This is a genomic window from Pseudomonas sp. AC083, assembly GCF_979253165.1.
In genome coordinates, this window is sequence record NZ_CEEDDH010000009.1 from 32,935 (window position 1) to 45,919 (window position 12,985).

The window sequence follows — 12,985 nt, forward strand, 5'->3', positions numbered from 1 at the left end:
CACCGTTTTCGTGAGCAGGCTCGTTGCCACAGGGTTAAATGTCTTGCATCAACCCGGTAAATTGCCTGCACCCCAACCCGTATTCATGAGGAGAGCGCGCGTGTCGCCAAGCCTGTTCCGACGATAACCATCAGCCCGCTGTGCGTTTTTCGTTTCGCCCCTTTTTTCGGCTGCTCTTTATTACAGGCCCAGGTTCATGCCCGAATACGTCAATTGGCTTCGCCACGCGTCTCCTTACATCAATGCCCACCGCGATTGCACCTTCGTTGTCATGCTGCCCGGCGACGGCGTCGAGCATCCAAACTTTGGCAACATCGTCCACGACCTGGTCCTGTTGCACAGTCTGGGCGTGCGTCTGGTGCTGGTGCACGGGTCGCGCCCGCAGATCGAAACCCGCCTCGCCGCCCGTGGCCTGACCCCGCATTACCATCACGGCATGCGCATCACCGATGCCGCGACGCTGGAGTGTGTGATCGATGCGGTCGGCCAGTTGCGCATCGCCATCGAAGCGCGGCTGTCGATGGACATGGCTTCGTCGCCGATGCAGGGCTCGCGCCTGCGCGTGGCCAGCGGCAACCTCGTCACCGCGCGGCCGATCGGTGTGCTGGAAGGTGTCGACTATCACCACACCGGTGAAGTGCGTCGGGTTGATCGCAAGGGCATCAACCGCCTTCTCGACGAGCGCTCGATCGTGCTGCTGTCGCCGCTGGGCTATTCGCCGACCGGCGAGATCTTCAACCTTGCCTGCGAAGACGTCGCCACCCGCGCCGCGATTGATCTGGGCGCGGACAAGCTGCTGTTGTTCGGCGCCGAGCTCGGCCTGATCGACGAGAACGGCAAACTGGTCCGCGAACTGCGCCCGCAACAAGTGCCGGCCCATTTGCAGCGCCTCGGCATGAGCAACTATCAAGCGGAGTTGCTCGATGCCGCCGCCGAAGCCTGCCGTGGCGGCGTGGCGCGCAGCCATATCGTCAGTTACGCCGAAGATGGCGCGCTGCTGACGGAGCTGTTCACCCGTGACGGTGGCGGTACGCTGGTAGCGCAGGAGCAGTTCGAACTGGTGCGCGAAGCGGCGATTGAAGACGTCGGCGGTTTGCTCGACCTGATCAGTCCGCTGGAAGAGCAGGGCATTCTGGTGCGCCGCTCGCGGGAAGTGCTGGAGCGCGAGATCGAGCAGTTCAGCGTGGTCGAGCGCGAAGGCATGATCATCGCCTGTGCGGCGCTGTATCAGATTGCCGATTCCGATGCCGGCGAACTGGCGTGTCTGGCGGTGAATCCCGAGTATCGCCACGGCGGACGCGGCGACGAATTGCTCGAACGCATCGAAACCCGCGCGCGGGCGCAGGGTTTGAAAACCCTGTTCGTACTCACCACGCGCACCGCGCACTGGTTCCGCGAGCGCGGGTTCGAGCCAAGCAGCGTCGAACGCCTGCCAGCGGCACGGGCGTCGCTGTACAACTATCAGCGTAATTCGAAGATCTTCGAAAAGACCCTCTGAACAACAGCGAGGTGTCCTGTGGCGAGGGGATTCATCCCCGCTGGACTGCGCAGCAGTCCCCTTGCGTTTCCAAGTGAAAACATAGGTGGTCGCTACGCGACCCAGCGGGGATAAATCCCCTCACCACAGGGTTCTGCATTCAGTCAGTGATGAATTTGGCGCTGACGTACGGCGAATAATCAGGCAGCACCGTCTCGACCTTGCCTTGTTCCTTCAGGAATTTCGCCGTTTCGGCAATGGCCTTCGCGGTGCCACCGTCCAGCAGCGCGGTGCTTTCCTGTGCCTTGGCATCCGGGAACGCCGAACCGGCCAGCAGTTCCGGTACATCTGCTGCGTTGGCACCGGTCAATTTGGCGATTTTCTGCACAGGCACCGAGTCGGCCGTCCAGCTGTCTTTGTGTGCGGCGTAATCAGCGAACGAGTCCAGGGTGACCTTGGCAAACTTGGCCACGACCTCGGGATGCTTCTCGGCAAAGTCCTTGCGCGTCACCCACACCTCGAAGGTAGGCGCACCCCACTGGCCGACCTGGGCGGCGTCGGTCAGGGTCTTGCCGGTCTTGCGGATCTCGCCCAGCGCCGGCGACCAGACAAAGGCCCCGTCAATGTCGCCACGCTTCCACGCGGCGGCGATTTCCGCCGGTTGCAGGTTGACCACTTTGACTTGCGAGGTATTCAGGCCCCAGTGCTTCAGCGCCCCAAGCAGACTGTAGTGCGAGGTGGACACGAACGGTGTGGCGATGGTTTTACCGATCAGGTCCTGCGGTTTGTCGATGCCGCTGCCGTTGCGCACCACCAATGCTTCGGCGGCATTGATCTGTGCCGAAACGATGAACGCCACGATCGGCAGATTGCGTGAAGCAGCTGCTGCCAGTGGGCTTGAGCCAAGGTTGCCGATCTGCACGTCGCCAGAAGCGATGGCAGTGACGACTTCCGGGCCGCTATTGAAACGACGCCAGTCGATCTTCTCGCCGATGGTTTTTTCATAGACACCATCGGCCTGCGGCACTTTGCTCGGATCGATCCCGGTCTGGTAGCCGACCGTCAGACCGGCGGCCTGTGCGGAAAAAGAAAACAGTGCCGACACACAAACTGTAACAAATTGACTTGATAGTGCGCGTTTCGCCATGATGCGTCGCCTTTTCGATGAGATTTGCCGTGTTGGGAGTACGGCAAAGCTAATCGATCTAAAAAAAGGTCAACAAATACCATTTAGGAATGAGCTTAGGCGCCGATACGCTGTTTCCCGGCGAAGAGGGCCATTAATGGGCCATATACCAGAATGGTATGAAAAAGAATGAATAAATTCTTTTTGGGATTATCAGGAAGTCTTTACGCTGCAGGGACCCAATCACTTGCGATTAGACGATGGTCGTAGACACACAAGGTTACGATTGACTTGGCAGTCACGGTCTGGCGCTAATCGCGCATCTTAGGATTCAGGGCAAATCGACCCCGAACCAGGAACACAAGAATTAGAACGAGAGGAGCGATACATGAACAAGTCCACCTTGGCCCTGGCTGTGGCCGTTGGGGTTATGGCGCAGCAGGCAGGCGCCGCCGGTTTCATCGAAGACAGCAAGGCTACTCTGGGTCTGCGTAACTTCTATATCAACACTGACAACCGTGACGGCGCTGGCGCCAACAAAAACGAAGAGTGGGGCCAAGGCTTCGATCTGCGTTTCATCTCCGGTTACACCCAAGGCACCGTAGGTTTCGGTCTCGACGCCATCGGCCTGCTCGGCATCCGTCTTGATTCGGGCGGCGGCACCAACGGCAACAGCGGCACCGCTTACGGCGGCACCGTGTTCCCGAGCGAGTCCAACGGTAAAGCCGTGGACAACTTCTCCAGCCTGGGTCTGACTGCCAAAGCCAAGATCTCCCAGACTGAATTGAAGCTCGGCACCCTGCAGCCAAAATTGCCGGTAATCGTCACCAACGACGGTCGCCTGCTGCCACAAACCTGGCAGGGCGGTCAGATCACTTCCGGCGAGATCAAGGACCTGACCCTGGTCGGTGGTCAGATCGAAGCGGTAAAAGGTCGTAACTCCAGCAACAACGAAAACCTCTCGATCGGTGGTGCCAACTCCCGTGGCACGGCTTTCCGCGACAGCAACAAATTCATCTACGCCGGTGGCGACTACAAGATCACCAAAGACCTGACCGCCCAGTACTACTACGGCAACCTGGAAGATTTCTACAAGCAGCATTTCCTCGGTCTGGTACATAACTGGTCGATCGGCCCGGGTGTGTTGAAGTCTGACCTGCGTTACTTCAACAGCTCCGACGACGGCAAGAACGGCACTGACTCGGCTTACTACAGCTCGGGTAACTACACCGGTTTCCGTAACGGCCGTGGTGAAGTCGACAACAACCTGTACAGCGGCCTGTTCCTGTACACCGTTGCCGGTCACACCTTCGGTGGCGGTTACCAGGTTTCCAACGGCAGCAGCGACTTCCCTTGGCTGAACCAGGGTGACGGTTCGTCGAACTACACCATTACCGACATGCAGATCCAGAAGTTCGGCCGCGCCGGCGAGAAAACCTGGCAGGCTCGTTACTCCTATGACTTCGCCAAGGTCGGCGTACCTGGCCTGACCGCCGGTGTGGTTTACCTGAAAGGTGACAGCATCGACACCGTGGGCACAAATGGTCGTGAGAGCGCGTCTAACCGCTCCGAGTGGGAACGCGACTTCACCATCGGTTACGTAGTACCGGAAGGCCCTTTCAAGAACGTCGGCCTGATGTGGAAAAACGCTGTATGGCGCACCGACCTGCCGAACACCCGTTCGCAGGACGAAAACCGTCTGATCGTCAGCTACTCGATCCCGCTGCTGTAATAGCGCTCGAGCAACTGAAGCAAAAAAAGCCCCGTCCGGCATCGCGCCGGACGGGGCTTTTGCGTTTCGAGTCAGGCTCACCCCCGTAAGCCCTTCTCGATTTCCCTCTTTGCTGCAACTCAAGGCCTTCTCGAACCTTGCAACCGATGTTCGTCGCGATGCGGATCGGTGTCCAATGAACAGATGTTTAATATTCACTAATGATCTAGATCTCTAGTTATTTATTCTTTTTCACGCTGATTGATCCCGAGCTACAGTTGTTGTCTCCCATCCCTCATCAGGAGCAGCACCATGAGCCTCAGACTCGGCGACATCGCCCCCGATTTCGAACAGGACTCCAGCGCAGGCAAGATTCGTTTTCACGAATGGCTGGGCGATAGCTGGGGCGTGCTGTTCTCCCACCCGGCGGACTTCACCCCGGTGTGCACCACCGAGCTGGGCTTCACCGCCAAGCTCAAGGATGAGTTCAGCAAACGCGGCGTCAAAGCCATCGCGCTGTCGGTCGACCCGGTGGACTCGCACCACAAGTGGATCGAGGACATCAACGAAACCCAGAACACTATCGTCAACTTCCCGATCCTGGCCGATGCCGATCGCAAGGTCTCCGATCTCTACGACCTGATCCACCCGAACGCCAATGACACGCTGACCGTGCGTTCGCTGTTCGTCATCGATCCGAACAAGAAGATCCGCCTGACCATCACCTACCCGGCGAGCACCGGGCGTAATTTCCACGAGATTCTGCGGGTGATCGACTCGCTGCAGCTCACCGACAACTACAAAGTCGCCACCCCGGCCAACTGGCAGGACGGTGAAGAGGTGGTGATCGTGCCGTCGCTCAAGGATGAGGACGAGATCAAGCAGCGTTTCCCGAAAGGCTATCGCGCGGTGAAGCCGTACCTGCGCCTGACGCCGCAGCCGAACAAATAAGATTTGCGGTGTAGTCACCGCCGCTTTCGCGAGCAAGCTCGCTCCCACATTTGCAATGCATTCCCCTGTGGGAGCGAGCCTGCTCGCGACGGCGTCAGCTTAGGCACTTGAGAATCCAGAATGACAACGCAGGGGAATTTCGGCCGTTTCGACGGCCTTTTTTTCGCCTGGATTTTGCTCGGTGGTATATCTCTAAAACGCATAACCAAATGAATAAATATGATTTATGGATATATAAATCAGCTGGTAAGGTCACTGCCATTGAAGCGAGATCGCAGCCTGCGAATCGCCCGTAACGCTTAAAGGAATCTGCAATGCTGGTCGTCTCACTCGGTGGCAGCCCCAGCCTGCGCTCCCGTTCCGGGGTGCTGCTGGAGCGTTCGCAACGCTGGTTGCAACAGCAAGGGGTGGAAGTGGTGAGTTATCAGGTGCGGGACTTCCCGGCCGAGGATCTGCTCCACGCGCGCTTCGACAGCCCGAAGGTCCTCGACCTGCTGCAACAGATCGCAAACGCCGATGGCCTGCTGATCGCCACGCCGGTGTACAAGGCCTCGTTTTCCGGTGCGCTGAAGACCCTGCTGGATCTGCTGCCGGAGCGTGCCTTGAATCACAAGGTAGTCTTGCCGATGGCTACCGGCGGCAGCATCGCCCACATGCTGGTGGTCGATTACGCCCTCAAGCCTGTGCTGTCGGCACTCAAGGCCCAGGAAATGCTTCAGGGCATTTTCGCCGAGGACAGCCAGATCGCTTATGGCGAAGGCAGTGCCGCCGCGCAACTGGCGCCGGCCCTGGAGCAGCGCTTGCACGAGGCCCTGGACCAGTTCATCGGCGCCATGGTGCGCCGGCCGAAACCGCTGGAGCCAGGCCTGCTGAACGAACGTTTGTTGAGTGCTCGCTGGAGCATTTAAGCCTTATCGAAATTTGAAGTACTGGCCTTACTCGCCCGCCAACGGGCAAGCAGGTGCAGCCACAACCCAACAGCAAAAAGGAGAGCGCTATGCGCACTGTATTTTTGCGTCGTGGTCTGGTCGCTCTGTTTGCTGCGGCTGTCACCTTCGGCGCCATCACCCAAGCTCAAGCCGAGACATTGCGGATCGGTTATCAGAAGTACGGCACGCTGGTGCTGCTCAAAGCCAAAGGCACGCTGGAAAAGCGTCTGGCGGCGCAAGGCGTCGACGTGCAATGGACGGAATTCCCTGGCGGCCCGCAGTTGCTCGAAGGCCTCAACGTCGGCTCGATCGATTTCGGCGTGACCGGCGAAACCCCGTCGGTTTTCGCCCAGGCCGCTGGCGCGGATCTGCTCTACGTCGCCTATGAACCGCCAGCGCCGAACAGCGAAGCGATCCTCGTGCCGAAGGACTCGCCGATCAAATCGGTGGCCGATCTCAAAGGCAAGAAAGTCGCCCTGAACAAAGGCTCCAACGTGCACTACCTGCTGGTGCGTGCACTGGAAGACGCCGGCCTCAAGTACAGCGATATTCAGACCGTGTTCCTGCCGCCGGCCGATGCCCGCGCTGCGTTCGAACGTGGCAGCGTTGACGCCTGGGTCATCTGGGATCCGTATCAGGCCGCTGCCGAGAAACAACTGCAAGCGCACACCCTGCGTGACGGCAAAGGCATCGTCGACAACCACCAGTTCTATCTCGCGACCAAACCTTACGCGCAGAAAAATCCCGAGGTAATCAAGACCCTCGTCGAGGAAGTCCGCGCGGTGGGTGAATGGTCGAAAGCCAATCCCGAAGACGTGACGCAACAGGTCGCGCCGCTGCTGGGCCTGCCGGCGGACATCACCCTGACCTCGGTGAAACGCCAGGGCTACGGCGCGCTGTTCCTGACCCCGGAAGTGGTTGCCGCGCAACAGAAAATCGCCGACACGTTCTTCCAGCTCAAGCTGATTCCCAAGCCGTTGAGCATCAAGGATGTGATCTGGACCCCGCCGGCCGCTGTGGCCCAAAGCTCCCAAGCCCAGTAATTTGAATCCACAAGGAGACCACTCCATGAGCCTCAACATCTTCTGGTTCCTGCCAACCCACGGCGACGGCCATTACCTTGGCACCGCCGAAGGCGCCCGCGCGGTTGATCACGGTTACCTGCAACAGGTCGCGCAAGCGGCGGATCGTCTGGGTTTTGGCGGGGTGCTGATTCCCACCGGGCGTTCCTGCGAAGACTCGTGGCTGGTGGCGGCCTCGCTGATTCCGGTGACCCAGCGTTTGAAATTCCTCGTAGCCCTGCGCCCCGGGATCATTTCCCCGACGGTCGCGGCGCGCCAGGCAGCAACGCTGGATCGCTTGTCCGGCGGGCGTGCGCTGTTCAATCTGGTCACCGGTGGCGATCCGGAAGAATTGGCCGGTGACGGACTGTTCCTCAATCACGAAGAACGCTATCAGGCCTCGGTGGAGTTCACCCGCATCTGGCGCCGTGTGCTGGAAGGCGAAACCGTCGATTACGATGGCGAGCACATCAGCGTCAAGGGTGCCAAGTTGCTCTATCCGCCGATCCAGCAACCGCGTCCGCCGCTGTATTTCGGTGGCTCTTCGGAAGCGGCGCAGGATCTGGCGGCCGAGCAGGTCGAGATGGTTCTCACATGGGGCGAGCCGCCGGCCGCGGTGGCCGAGAAGATCGCACAAGTCCGGGCCAAAGCCGCCAAACTCGGCCGTACCGTGCGCTTCGGCATTCGTCTGCATGTGATCGTGCGTGAAACCAACGCCGAAGCCTGGCAGGCTGCGGACCGGCTGATCTCGCATCTGGACGACGACACCATCCAACGTGCCCAGGCTTCGCTGGCGCGCTTCGATTCGGTCGGCCAGCAACGCATGGCCGCGCTGCACGGCGGCAGCCGCGATAACCTTGAAGTCAGCCCCAACCTCTGGGCCGGCGTCGGTCTGGTACGTGGCGGTGCCGGTACTGCGCTGGTCGGCGATGGCCCGACCGTGGCCGCGCGGGTCAAGGAATATGCGGATCTTGGTATCGACACCTTCATCTTCTCCGGTTATCCACACCTCGAAGAATCGTATCGCGTGGCCGAGCTGCTGTTCCCGCACCTCGACGTCGAACGCCCGGAACTGCCGAAGAGCGCCGGTTACGTCAGCCCGTTCGGCGAAATGGTCGCCAATGACATCCTGCCCAAAGCCGCGTCGCAGAGCTGAGGCGCAGCCATGAAGAAATTTATCCACAGCCTCGCGCCCTGGGCGTTGCCGGTGTTGCTGCTGGCGGTGTGGCAGTTGTCGGTGTCGGCGGGCTGGTTGTCGACGCGGATTCTGCCGGCACCGGTGGCGGTGATCGAAGCCGGCGTCAGTCTGGTACGCAGCGGCGAGATCTGGACGCACCTGGCGATCAGCGGCTGGCGCGCAGCACTCGGTTTCACCATCGGCGGCAGCATCGGCCTGGTGCTGGGCTTCATCACCGGCCTGTCGAAATGGGGCGAGCGCCTGCTCGACAGCTCGGTGCAGATGATCCGCAACGTGCCCCATCTGGCGCTGATTCCGCTGGTGATCCTGTGGTTCGGCATCGACGAGTCAGCGAAGATTTTTCTGGTGGCGCTGGGCACCTTGTTTCCGATTTACCTGAACACGTATCACGGCATCCGCAACGTCGACCCGGCGCTGGTGGAGATGGCGCGCAGTTATGGTCTGAGCGGTTTCAGCCTGTTCTGGCAAGTGATTCTGCCGGGTGCGTTGCCGTCGATTCTGGTCGGCGTGCGCTTCGCCCTGGGCTTCATGTGGCTGACGCTGATCGTCGCTGAAACCATCTCGGCCAGCTCCGGCATCGGCTATCTGGCGATGAACGCTCGAGAGTTCTTGCAGACCGACGTGGTGGTGCTGGCGATCCTGCTTTACGCGGTGCTCGGCAAACTCGCCGACCTCGCCGCCCGTGGACTTGAACGTGTGTGGCTGCGCTGGCACCCGGCCTATCAGGTTGCCAAGGGAGGTGCGGCATGACCGCTCAACAACCTCCACGCCTGTTGCGCGGGATTCCGCTGGCGGTGCGCAACCTGCAGAAAACCTTCGGCGCGCGCCAGGTGCTGCGCGACATCGATCTGCACATTCCGGCGGGCCAGTTTGTCGCCGTGGTCGGGCGCAGTGGTTGTGGCAAGAGCACGTTCTTGCGCTTGCTCGCCGGCCTCGATCAACCCACTGGCGGCGAGCTGCTGGCCGGCTCCGCGCCGCTCAGCCAGGCACGCGACGATACGCGGCTGATGTTCCAGGAAGCGCGGCTGCTGCCGTGGAAGAAGATCATCGACAACGTCGGTCTCGGCCTCAAGGGCAACTGGCGCCAGCAAGCGCTGGATGCACTGGAAGCCGTGGGTCTGGCTGATCGCGCCAATGAGTGGCCGGCGGCATTGTCCGGTGGCCAGAAGCAACGCGTGGCGCTGGCCCGGGCGCTGATTCACCAGCCGCGTCTGCTGCTGCTCGACGAACCGCTCGGCGCACTGGATGCCCTGACCCGCATCGAGATGCAGCAACTGATCGAACGGCTGTGGCAGCAACACGGTTTTACCGTGCTGCTGGTGACCCATGACGTCAGTGAAGCGGTGGCGATCGCCGATCGGGTGATTCTGATCGAGGACGGCGAAGTTGGCCTCGACCTGCACGTCGAATTGCCGCGCCCCAGGGTGCGTGGCTCGCATCGCCTCGCCGCACTGGAAACCGAAGTGCTCAACCGTGTTCTGTCCCTGCCCGGCGAACCGCCGGCGCCGGAACCCGTTTCACCCCTGCCTACGCAATTGCGTTGGGCGCAATGAAGCAGCTGCAAGCTTCAAGCTACAAGCCGCAAGAACAAGCCTGGTGCTTTTACTTGCAGCTTATAGCTTGCCGCTTGCAGCTCATTTCGATCCTAGGAGAAATGCCATGACTATCAAAGCCATCAACGTGCGCAACCAGTTCAAAGGCTCGATCAAGGAAATCGTCCTCGGCGACGTGCTGTCGGAAATCGACGTGCAGACCGCTTCGGGCATCGTCACTTCGGTGATCACTACCCGCTCTGTGAAAGAGCTGGAGCTGGTGGTCGGCAGTGAGGTAATCGCCTTTGTGAAATCCACCGAGGTGTCGATCGCCAAGTTGTAAGTCGGTGAGCAAAAAACAACCCCGGAGGGTGTGAGCCCTTCGGGGTTTATTTTTTGAAGATCAAAAGATCGCAGCCTTCGGCAGCTCCTACATTTGGAACGCATTCCCATGTAGGAGCTGCCGAAGGCTGCGATCTTTTAGCGTTTAGGTAAATACGGCGGTAGATAGAGGCTGATATAGGCATCAAACACGCGCATCCCTTCCTCGGCCATGCGCGGGGTGATCTGCCCGTGCTGCTGCACCGAACGGGCATACACCCGGTCGCCCAGTTCCATCGCCAAGGCAAACACATCGACATCGTCCGGCAGCCTCGGCAATTCGAAATGCTGGTCGAACAGCTTGTGCATCAGGTCGCCCAGTTCCAGATCGTGCTGGCGGTCGGCCTGGGTCACTTCGGTCAGGCCGTGTTGCGCCAGGATCAATTGCCGCGCGGCTGCGTCTTCGTCGTAGATCTCCAGCATGCGCTGTTCGACCAGTCGCGACAGATCACGCCAGTCACGCAAAGCATCGTGATCGATCGGCGCTTGCAGGCAAGCGCGGAAGGCTGCGTGGACATCGGCGGTCAGCGCTTCGAGCAGCGCCGGTACGCTGGCGAAGAAGTGATACACGGAGGAGGGCGGAATCTGCGCGCGCTCGGCGACGCTGTAGATCGACAGACTGGCCACGCCCTCGGCCGCCAGCAGCGTGCGCGCGGCGTCGAGTATCGAATCGATCCGCGCCTGACTGCGGGCACGGGGTTTGCGAACGGTGGCGGGACGCGTCATGGAAGTCTCCTGCGGGGCAGCGGGCATTGTACGAGGCGGTTCAGGTGTTGTCTGCCAGTACCCTGTGGCGAGGGGATTTAGCGAAACGTCGCACCGCCCCGTTCGGCTGCGCAGCAGTCGTAAACCCTGAGAGCCGGGTATTCCTGACACACCGAGTGGGATGGATTTGGGGCTGCTTCGCAACCCAACGGGGATAAATCCCCTCGCCACAGGTTTTGTGTTCGGCCATAAAAAAACGCCGCTGGCTGAATCAGCCAACGGCGTTTTTTTGAAGCTGCAAACCATTTAAACAGTATGCAGATACCAGTTGTACTCAAGGTCGGAGATGGAGTGTTCGAACTCCTCCAGCTCGCTTTCCTTGCAGGCGACGAAGATATCGATGTACTTCGGATCGATGTACTTGGCCATCACCTCGCTGTCGTCCAGCTCGCGCAGGGCATCGCGCAAGTTGTTCGGCAGGCTCTGTTCGTTCTGCTCGTAGCTGTTGCCTTCGACAGGCGCGCCCGGTTCGATCTTGTTGACCAGACCGTGGTGCACGCCGGCCAGTACCGAAGCCATCAGCAGGTACGGGTTGGCGTCGGCGCCGGCCACGCGGTGCTCGATACGTACGGCATCGGCAGAGCCGGTCGGTACGCGAATCGCCACGGTGCGGTTGTCCAGGCCCCAGCACGGCGAGTTCGGTACGTAGAACTGCGCGCCGAAGCGACGGTAGGAGTTGACGTTCGGGCAGAGGAAAGCCATCTGCGCCGGCAGGGTCTCGAGCACACCGCCGATCGCGTGACGCAGCGCGGCGTTCTGCTCGGGATCCTCGCTGGCAAAAATGTTTTTGCCGGCTTTGTCCAGAATCGAAATGTGCACGTGCAGACCGTTGCCCGCCTGGCCCGGATACGGCTTGGCCATGAAGGTGGTGTCCATTTCATGGTCGTAGGCGATGTTCTTGATCAGACGCTTGAGCAGGACCGCGTAGTCGCAGGCCTTGATCGGGTCGGCGACGTGGTGCAGGTTCACTTCGAACTGCGCCGGGGCACTTTCCTTGACGATCGCATCGGCCGGGATGCCTTGCTCTTTGGCACCTTCCAGAATGTCCTGGAGGCAGTCGACGTATTCGTCGAGGTCGTCGATCAGGTAGACCTGCGTCGAGTGCGGGCGTTTGCCGGAGATCGGCGAGCGTGGCGGCTGTGGACGGCCGTTCACGTTTTCCTGGTCGATCAGGTAAAACTCGAGTTCGAAGGCGGCGCAGATGGTCAGGCCGAGCTCGTCGAACTTGGTCACCACCTGGCGCAGCACTTCACGGGGATCGGCGAAGAACGGATCGCCTTCGAGTTCGTGCATGGTCATCAACAGCTGCGCGGTCGGGCGCTTCTGCCATGGCTCGTTGCACAGGGTATCGGGGATCGGATAGCAGATGCGATCGGCGTCGCCGATGTCCAGGCCCAGACCGGTGCTTTCCACCGTGGAGCCATTGATATCCAGGGCAAATAGAGAGGCCGGCAGGTTGATGCCTTTCTCGTAAACCTTGTGGAGGCTGGTGCGTTCGATGCGCTTGCCGCGCACCACACCATTCATATCCGCAATCAGAAGGTCAACGTACAGAACCTCAGGATGTTCCTTAAGGAACGCGTTCGCTTCGTTAAGCTGAACGGCACGCGGGGGTACCGACATGATGCAACACCTTTGTTGTTAAAAATATCAATCATTGATCTTTTCTGGTTTCAGTCAACCCGAACGGCCTGCCGAAGTCAAGCGAGGCCTTTTTTGCCCCGAAAAAGCGCTTGGAGGGCATTTATGGGGCACTTTGGGGCATTTTTTTCAACCTTGAACGTTGCTCAGCTGCGGGCTTGAGCAGGCCGTGTTGTATTTTTTACGGGGGTGTTGTGTAAAAAAATGAACAAG

12 protein-coding genes are annotated in these 12,985 nt (G+C 60.1%); 9 read left to right on the forward strand and 3 right to left on the reverse strand.

What is annotated here, in order from left to right:
* Positions 1-196 precede the first annotated feature (196 nt).
* Complete coding sequence (gene argA, locus AC0IXA_RS14900) at positions 197-1,498, forward strand: amino-acid N-acetyltransferase (RefSeq protein WP_016772647.1); 1,302 nt, start codon at positions 197-199, stop codon at positions 1,496-1,498.
* Positions 1,499-1,637: 139 nt separating this feature from the next.
* Here the strand turns inward: argA and tauA are convergent, their stop codons facing one another.
* The gene (gene tauA / locus AC0IXA_RS14905) at positions 1,638-2,624 is read right to left on the reverse strand and encodes a taurine ABC transporter substrate-binding protein (protein WP_471813695.1); all 987 of its coding nucleotides are present in this window, start codon (positions 2,622-2,624) and stop codon (positions 1,638-1,640) included.
* A 367-nt stretch (positions 2,625-2,991) separates the two neighbouring features.
* On the opposite strand from tauA, the gene AC0IXA_RS14910 reads away from it, so the two are divergent.
* From AC0IXA_RS14910 to AC0IXA_RS14945, 8 genes are all read left to right on the forward strand, one after another.
* Positions 2,992-4,335: an OprD family porin gene (locus AC0IXA_RS14910; protein WP_122692354.1), complete on the forward strand. Its 1,344-nt coding sequence runs from the start codon at positions 2,992-2,994 to the stop codon at positions 4,333-4,335.
* A gap of 291 nt (positions 4,336-4,626) precedes the next feature.
* Complete coding sequence (locus tag AC0IXA_RS14915) at positions 4,627-5,265, forward strand: peroxiredoxin (RefSeq protein ID WP_016772650.1); 639 nt, start codon at positions 4,627-4,629, stop codon at positions 5,263-5,265.
* Positions 5,266-5,579: 314 nt separating this feature from the next.
* Positions 5,580-6,173 (forward strand): NADPH-dependent FMN reductase, encoded by a 594-nt coding sequence (ssuE, locus tag AC0IXA_RS14920; RefSeq protein WP_471813697.1) that lies wholly within the window; start codon positions 5,580-5,582, stop codon positions 6,171-6,173.
* An 89-nt stretch (positions 6,174-6,262) separates the two neighbouring features.
* Positions 6,263-7,237 carry a sulfonate ABC transporter substrate-binding protein gene (locus AC0IXA_RS14925; RefSeq protein ID WP_471813699.1) on the forward strand — a complete coding sequence of 325 codons (975 nt, stop codon included), beginning with the start codon at positions 6,263-6,265 and terminating at the stop codon, positions 7,235-7,237.
* Positions 7,238-7,262: 25 nt separating this feature from the next.
* The gene (gene ssuD, locus AC0IXA_RS14930; RefSeq protein WP_016772653.1) at positions 7,263-8,411 is read left to right on the forward strand and encodes an FMNH2-dependent alkanesulfonate monooxygenase; all 1,149 of its coding nucleotides are present in this window, start codon (positions 7,263-7,265) and stop codon (positions 8,409-8,411) included.
* 9 nt (positions 8,412-8,420) lie between these two features.
* On the forward strand, positions 8,421-9,203 hold the full coding sequence (ssuC, locus tag AC0IXA_RS14935) for an aliphatic sulfonate ABC transporter permease SsuC (protein WP_011336451.1): 783 nt from the start codon (positions 8,421-8,423) through the stop codon (positions 9,201-9,203).
* Positions 9,200-10,006, forward strand: a complete 807-nt coding sequence (gene ssuB, locus AC0IXA_RS14940) for an aliphatic sulfonates ABC transporter ATP-binding protein (RefSeq protein ID WP_264365918.1) — start codon at positions 9,200-9,202, stop codon at positions 10,004-10,006. Before ssuC ends, ssuB begins: the two co-directional genes overlap by 4 nt.
* A 106-nt stretch (positions 10,007-10,112) precedes the next feature.
* Positions 10,113-10,328 carry a TOBE domain-containing protein gene (locus tag AC0IXA_RS14945; RefSeq protein ID WP_003229256.1) on the forward strand — a complete coding sequence of 72 codons (216 nt, stop codon included), beginning with the start codon at positions 10,113-10,115 and terminating at the stop codon, positions 10,326-10,328.
* Between the two features lie 137 nt (positions 10,329-10,465).
* On the opposite strand, the gene AC0IXA_RS14950 is transcribed toward AC0IXA_RS14945, so the two are convergent.
* Positions 10,466-11,092 carry a TetR/AcrR family transcriptional regulator gene (locus tag AC0IXA_RS14950; protein ID WP_341638132.1) on the reverse strand — a complete coding sequence of 209 codons (627 nt, stop codon included), beginning with the start codon at positions 11,090-11,092 and terminating at the stop codon, positions 10,466-10,468.
* A gap of 285 nt (positions 11,093-11,377) precedes the next feature.
* Complete coding sequence (locus tag AC0IXA_RS14955; RefSeq protein ID WP_016772657.1) at positions 11,378-12,754, reverse strand: glutamine synthetase family protein; 1,377 nt, start codon at positions 12,752-12,754, stop codon at positions 11,378-11,380.
* Between the last annotated feature and the right edge of the window lie 231 nt (positions 12,755-12,985).

Excerpts from the sequence above, each read along its gene's own strand:
- AC0IXA_RS14915 (WP_016772650.1), top strand. The coding sequence starts at position 4,627 with ATGAGCCTCAGACTCGGCGACATCGCCCCCGATTTCGAACAGGACTCC.
- AC0IXA_RS14925 (WP_471813699.1), top strand. The coding sequence starts at position 6,263 with ATGCGCACTGTATTTTTGCGTCGTGGTCTGGTCGCTCTGTTTGCTGCG.
- tauA (WP_471813695.1), bottom strand. The coding sequence starts at position 2,624 with ATGGCGAAACGCGCACTATCAAGTCAATTTGTTACAGTTTGTGTGTCG.
- AC0IXA_RS14945 (WP_003229256.1), top strand. The coding sequence starts at position 10,113 with ATGACTATCAAAGCCATCAACGTGCGCAACCAGTTCAAAGGCTCGATC.
- AC0IXA_RS14910 (WP_122692354.1), top strand. The coding sequence starts at position 2,992 with ATGAACAAGTCCACCTTGGCCCTGGCTGTGGCCGTTGGGGTTATGGCG.
- AC0IXA_RS14955 (WP_016772657.1), bottom strand. The coding sequence starts at position 12,754 with ATGTCGGTACCCCCGCGTGCCGTTCAGCTTAACGAAGCGAACGCGTTC.
- argA (WP_016772647.1), top strand. The coding sequence starts at position 197 with ATGCCCGAATACGTCAATTGGCTTCGCCACGCGTCTCCTTACATCAAT.
- ssuE (WP_471813697.1), top strand. The coding sequence starts at position 5,580 with ATGCTGGTCGTCTCACTCGGTGGCAGCCCCAGCCTGCGCTCCCGTTCC.
- ssuD (WP_016772653.1), top strand. The coding sequence starts at position 7,263 with ATGAGCCTCAACATCTTCTGGTTCCTGCCAACCCACGGCGACGGCCAT.
- ssuB (WP_264365918.1), top strand. The coding sequence starts at position 9,200 with ATGACCGCTCAACAACCTCCACGCCTGTTGCGCGGGATTCCGCTGGCG.
- AC0IXA_RS14950 (WP_341638132.1), bottom strand. The coding sequence starts at position 11,092 with ATGACGCGTCCCGCCACCGTTCGCAAACCCCGTGCCCGCAGTCAGGCG.
- ssuC (WP_011336451.1), top strand. The coding sequence starts at position 8,421 with ATGAAGAAATTTATCCACAGCCTCGCGCCCTGGGCGTTGCCGGTGTTG.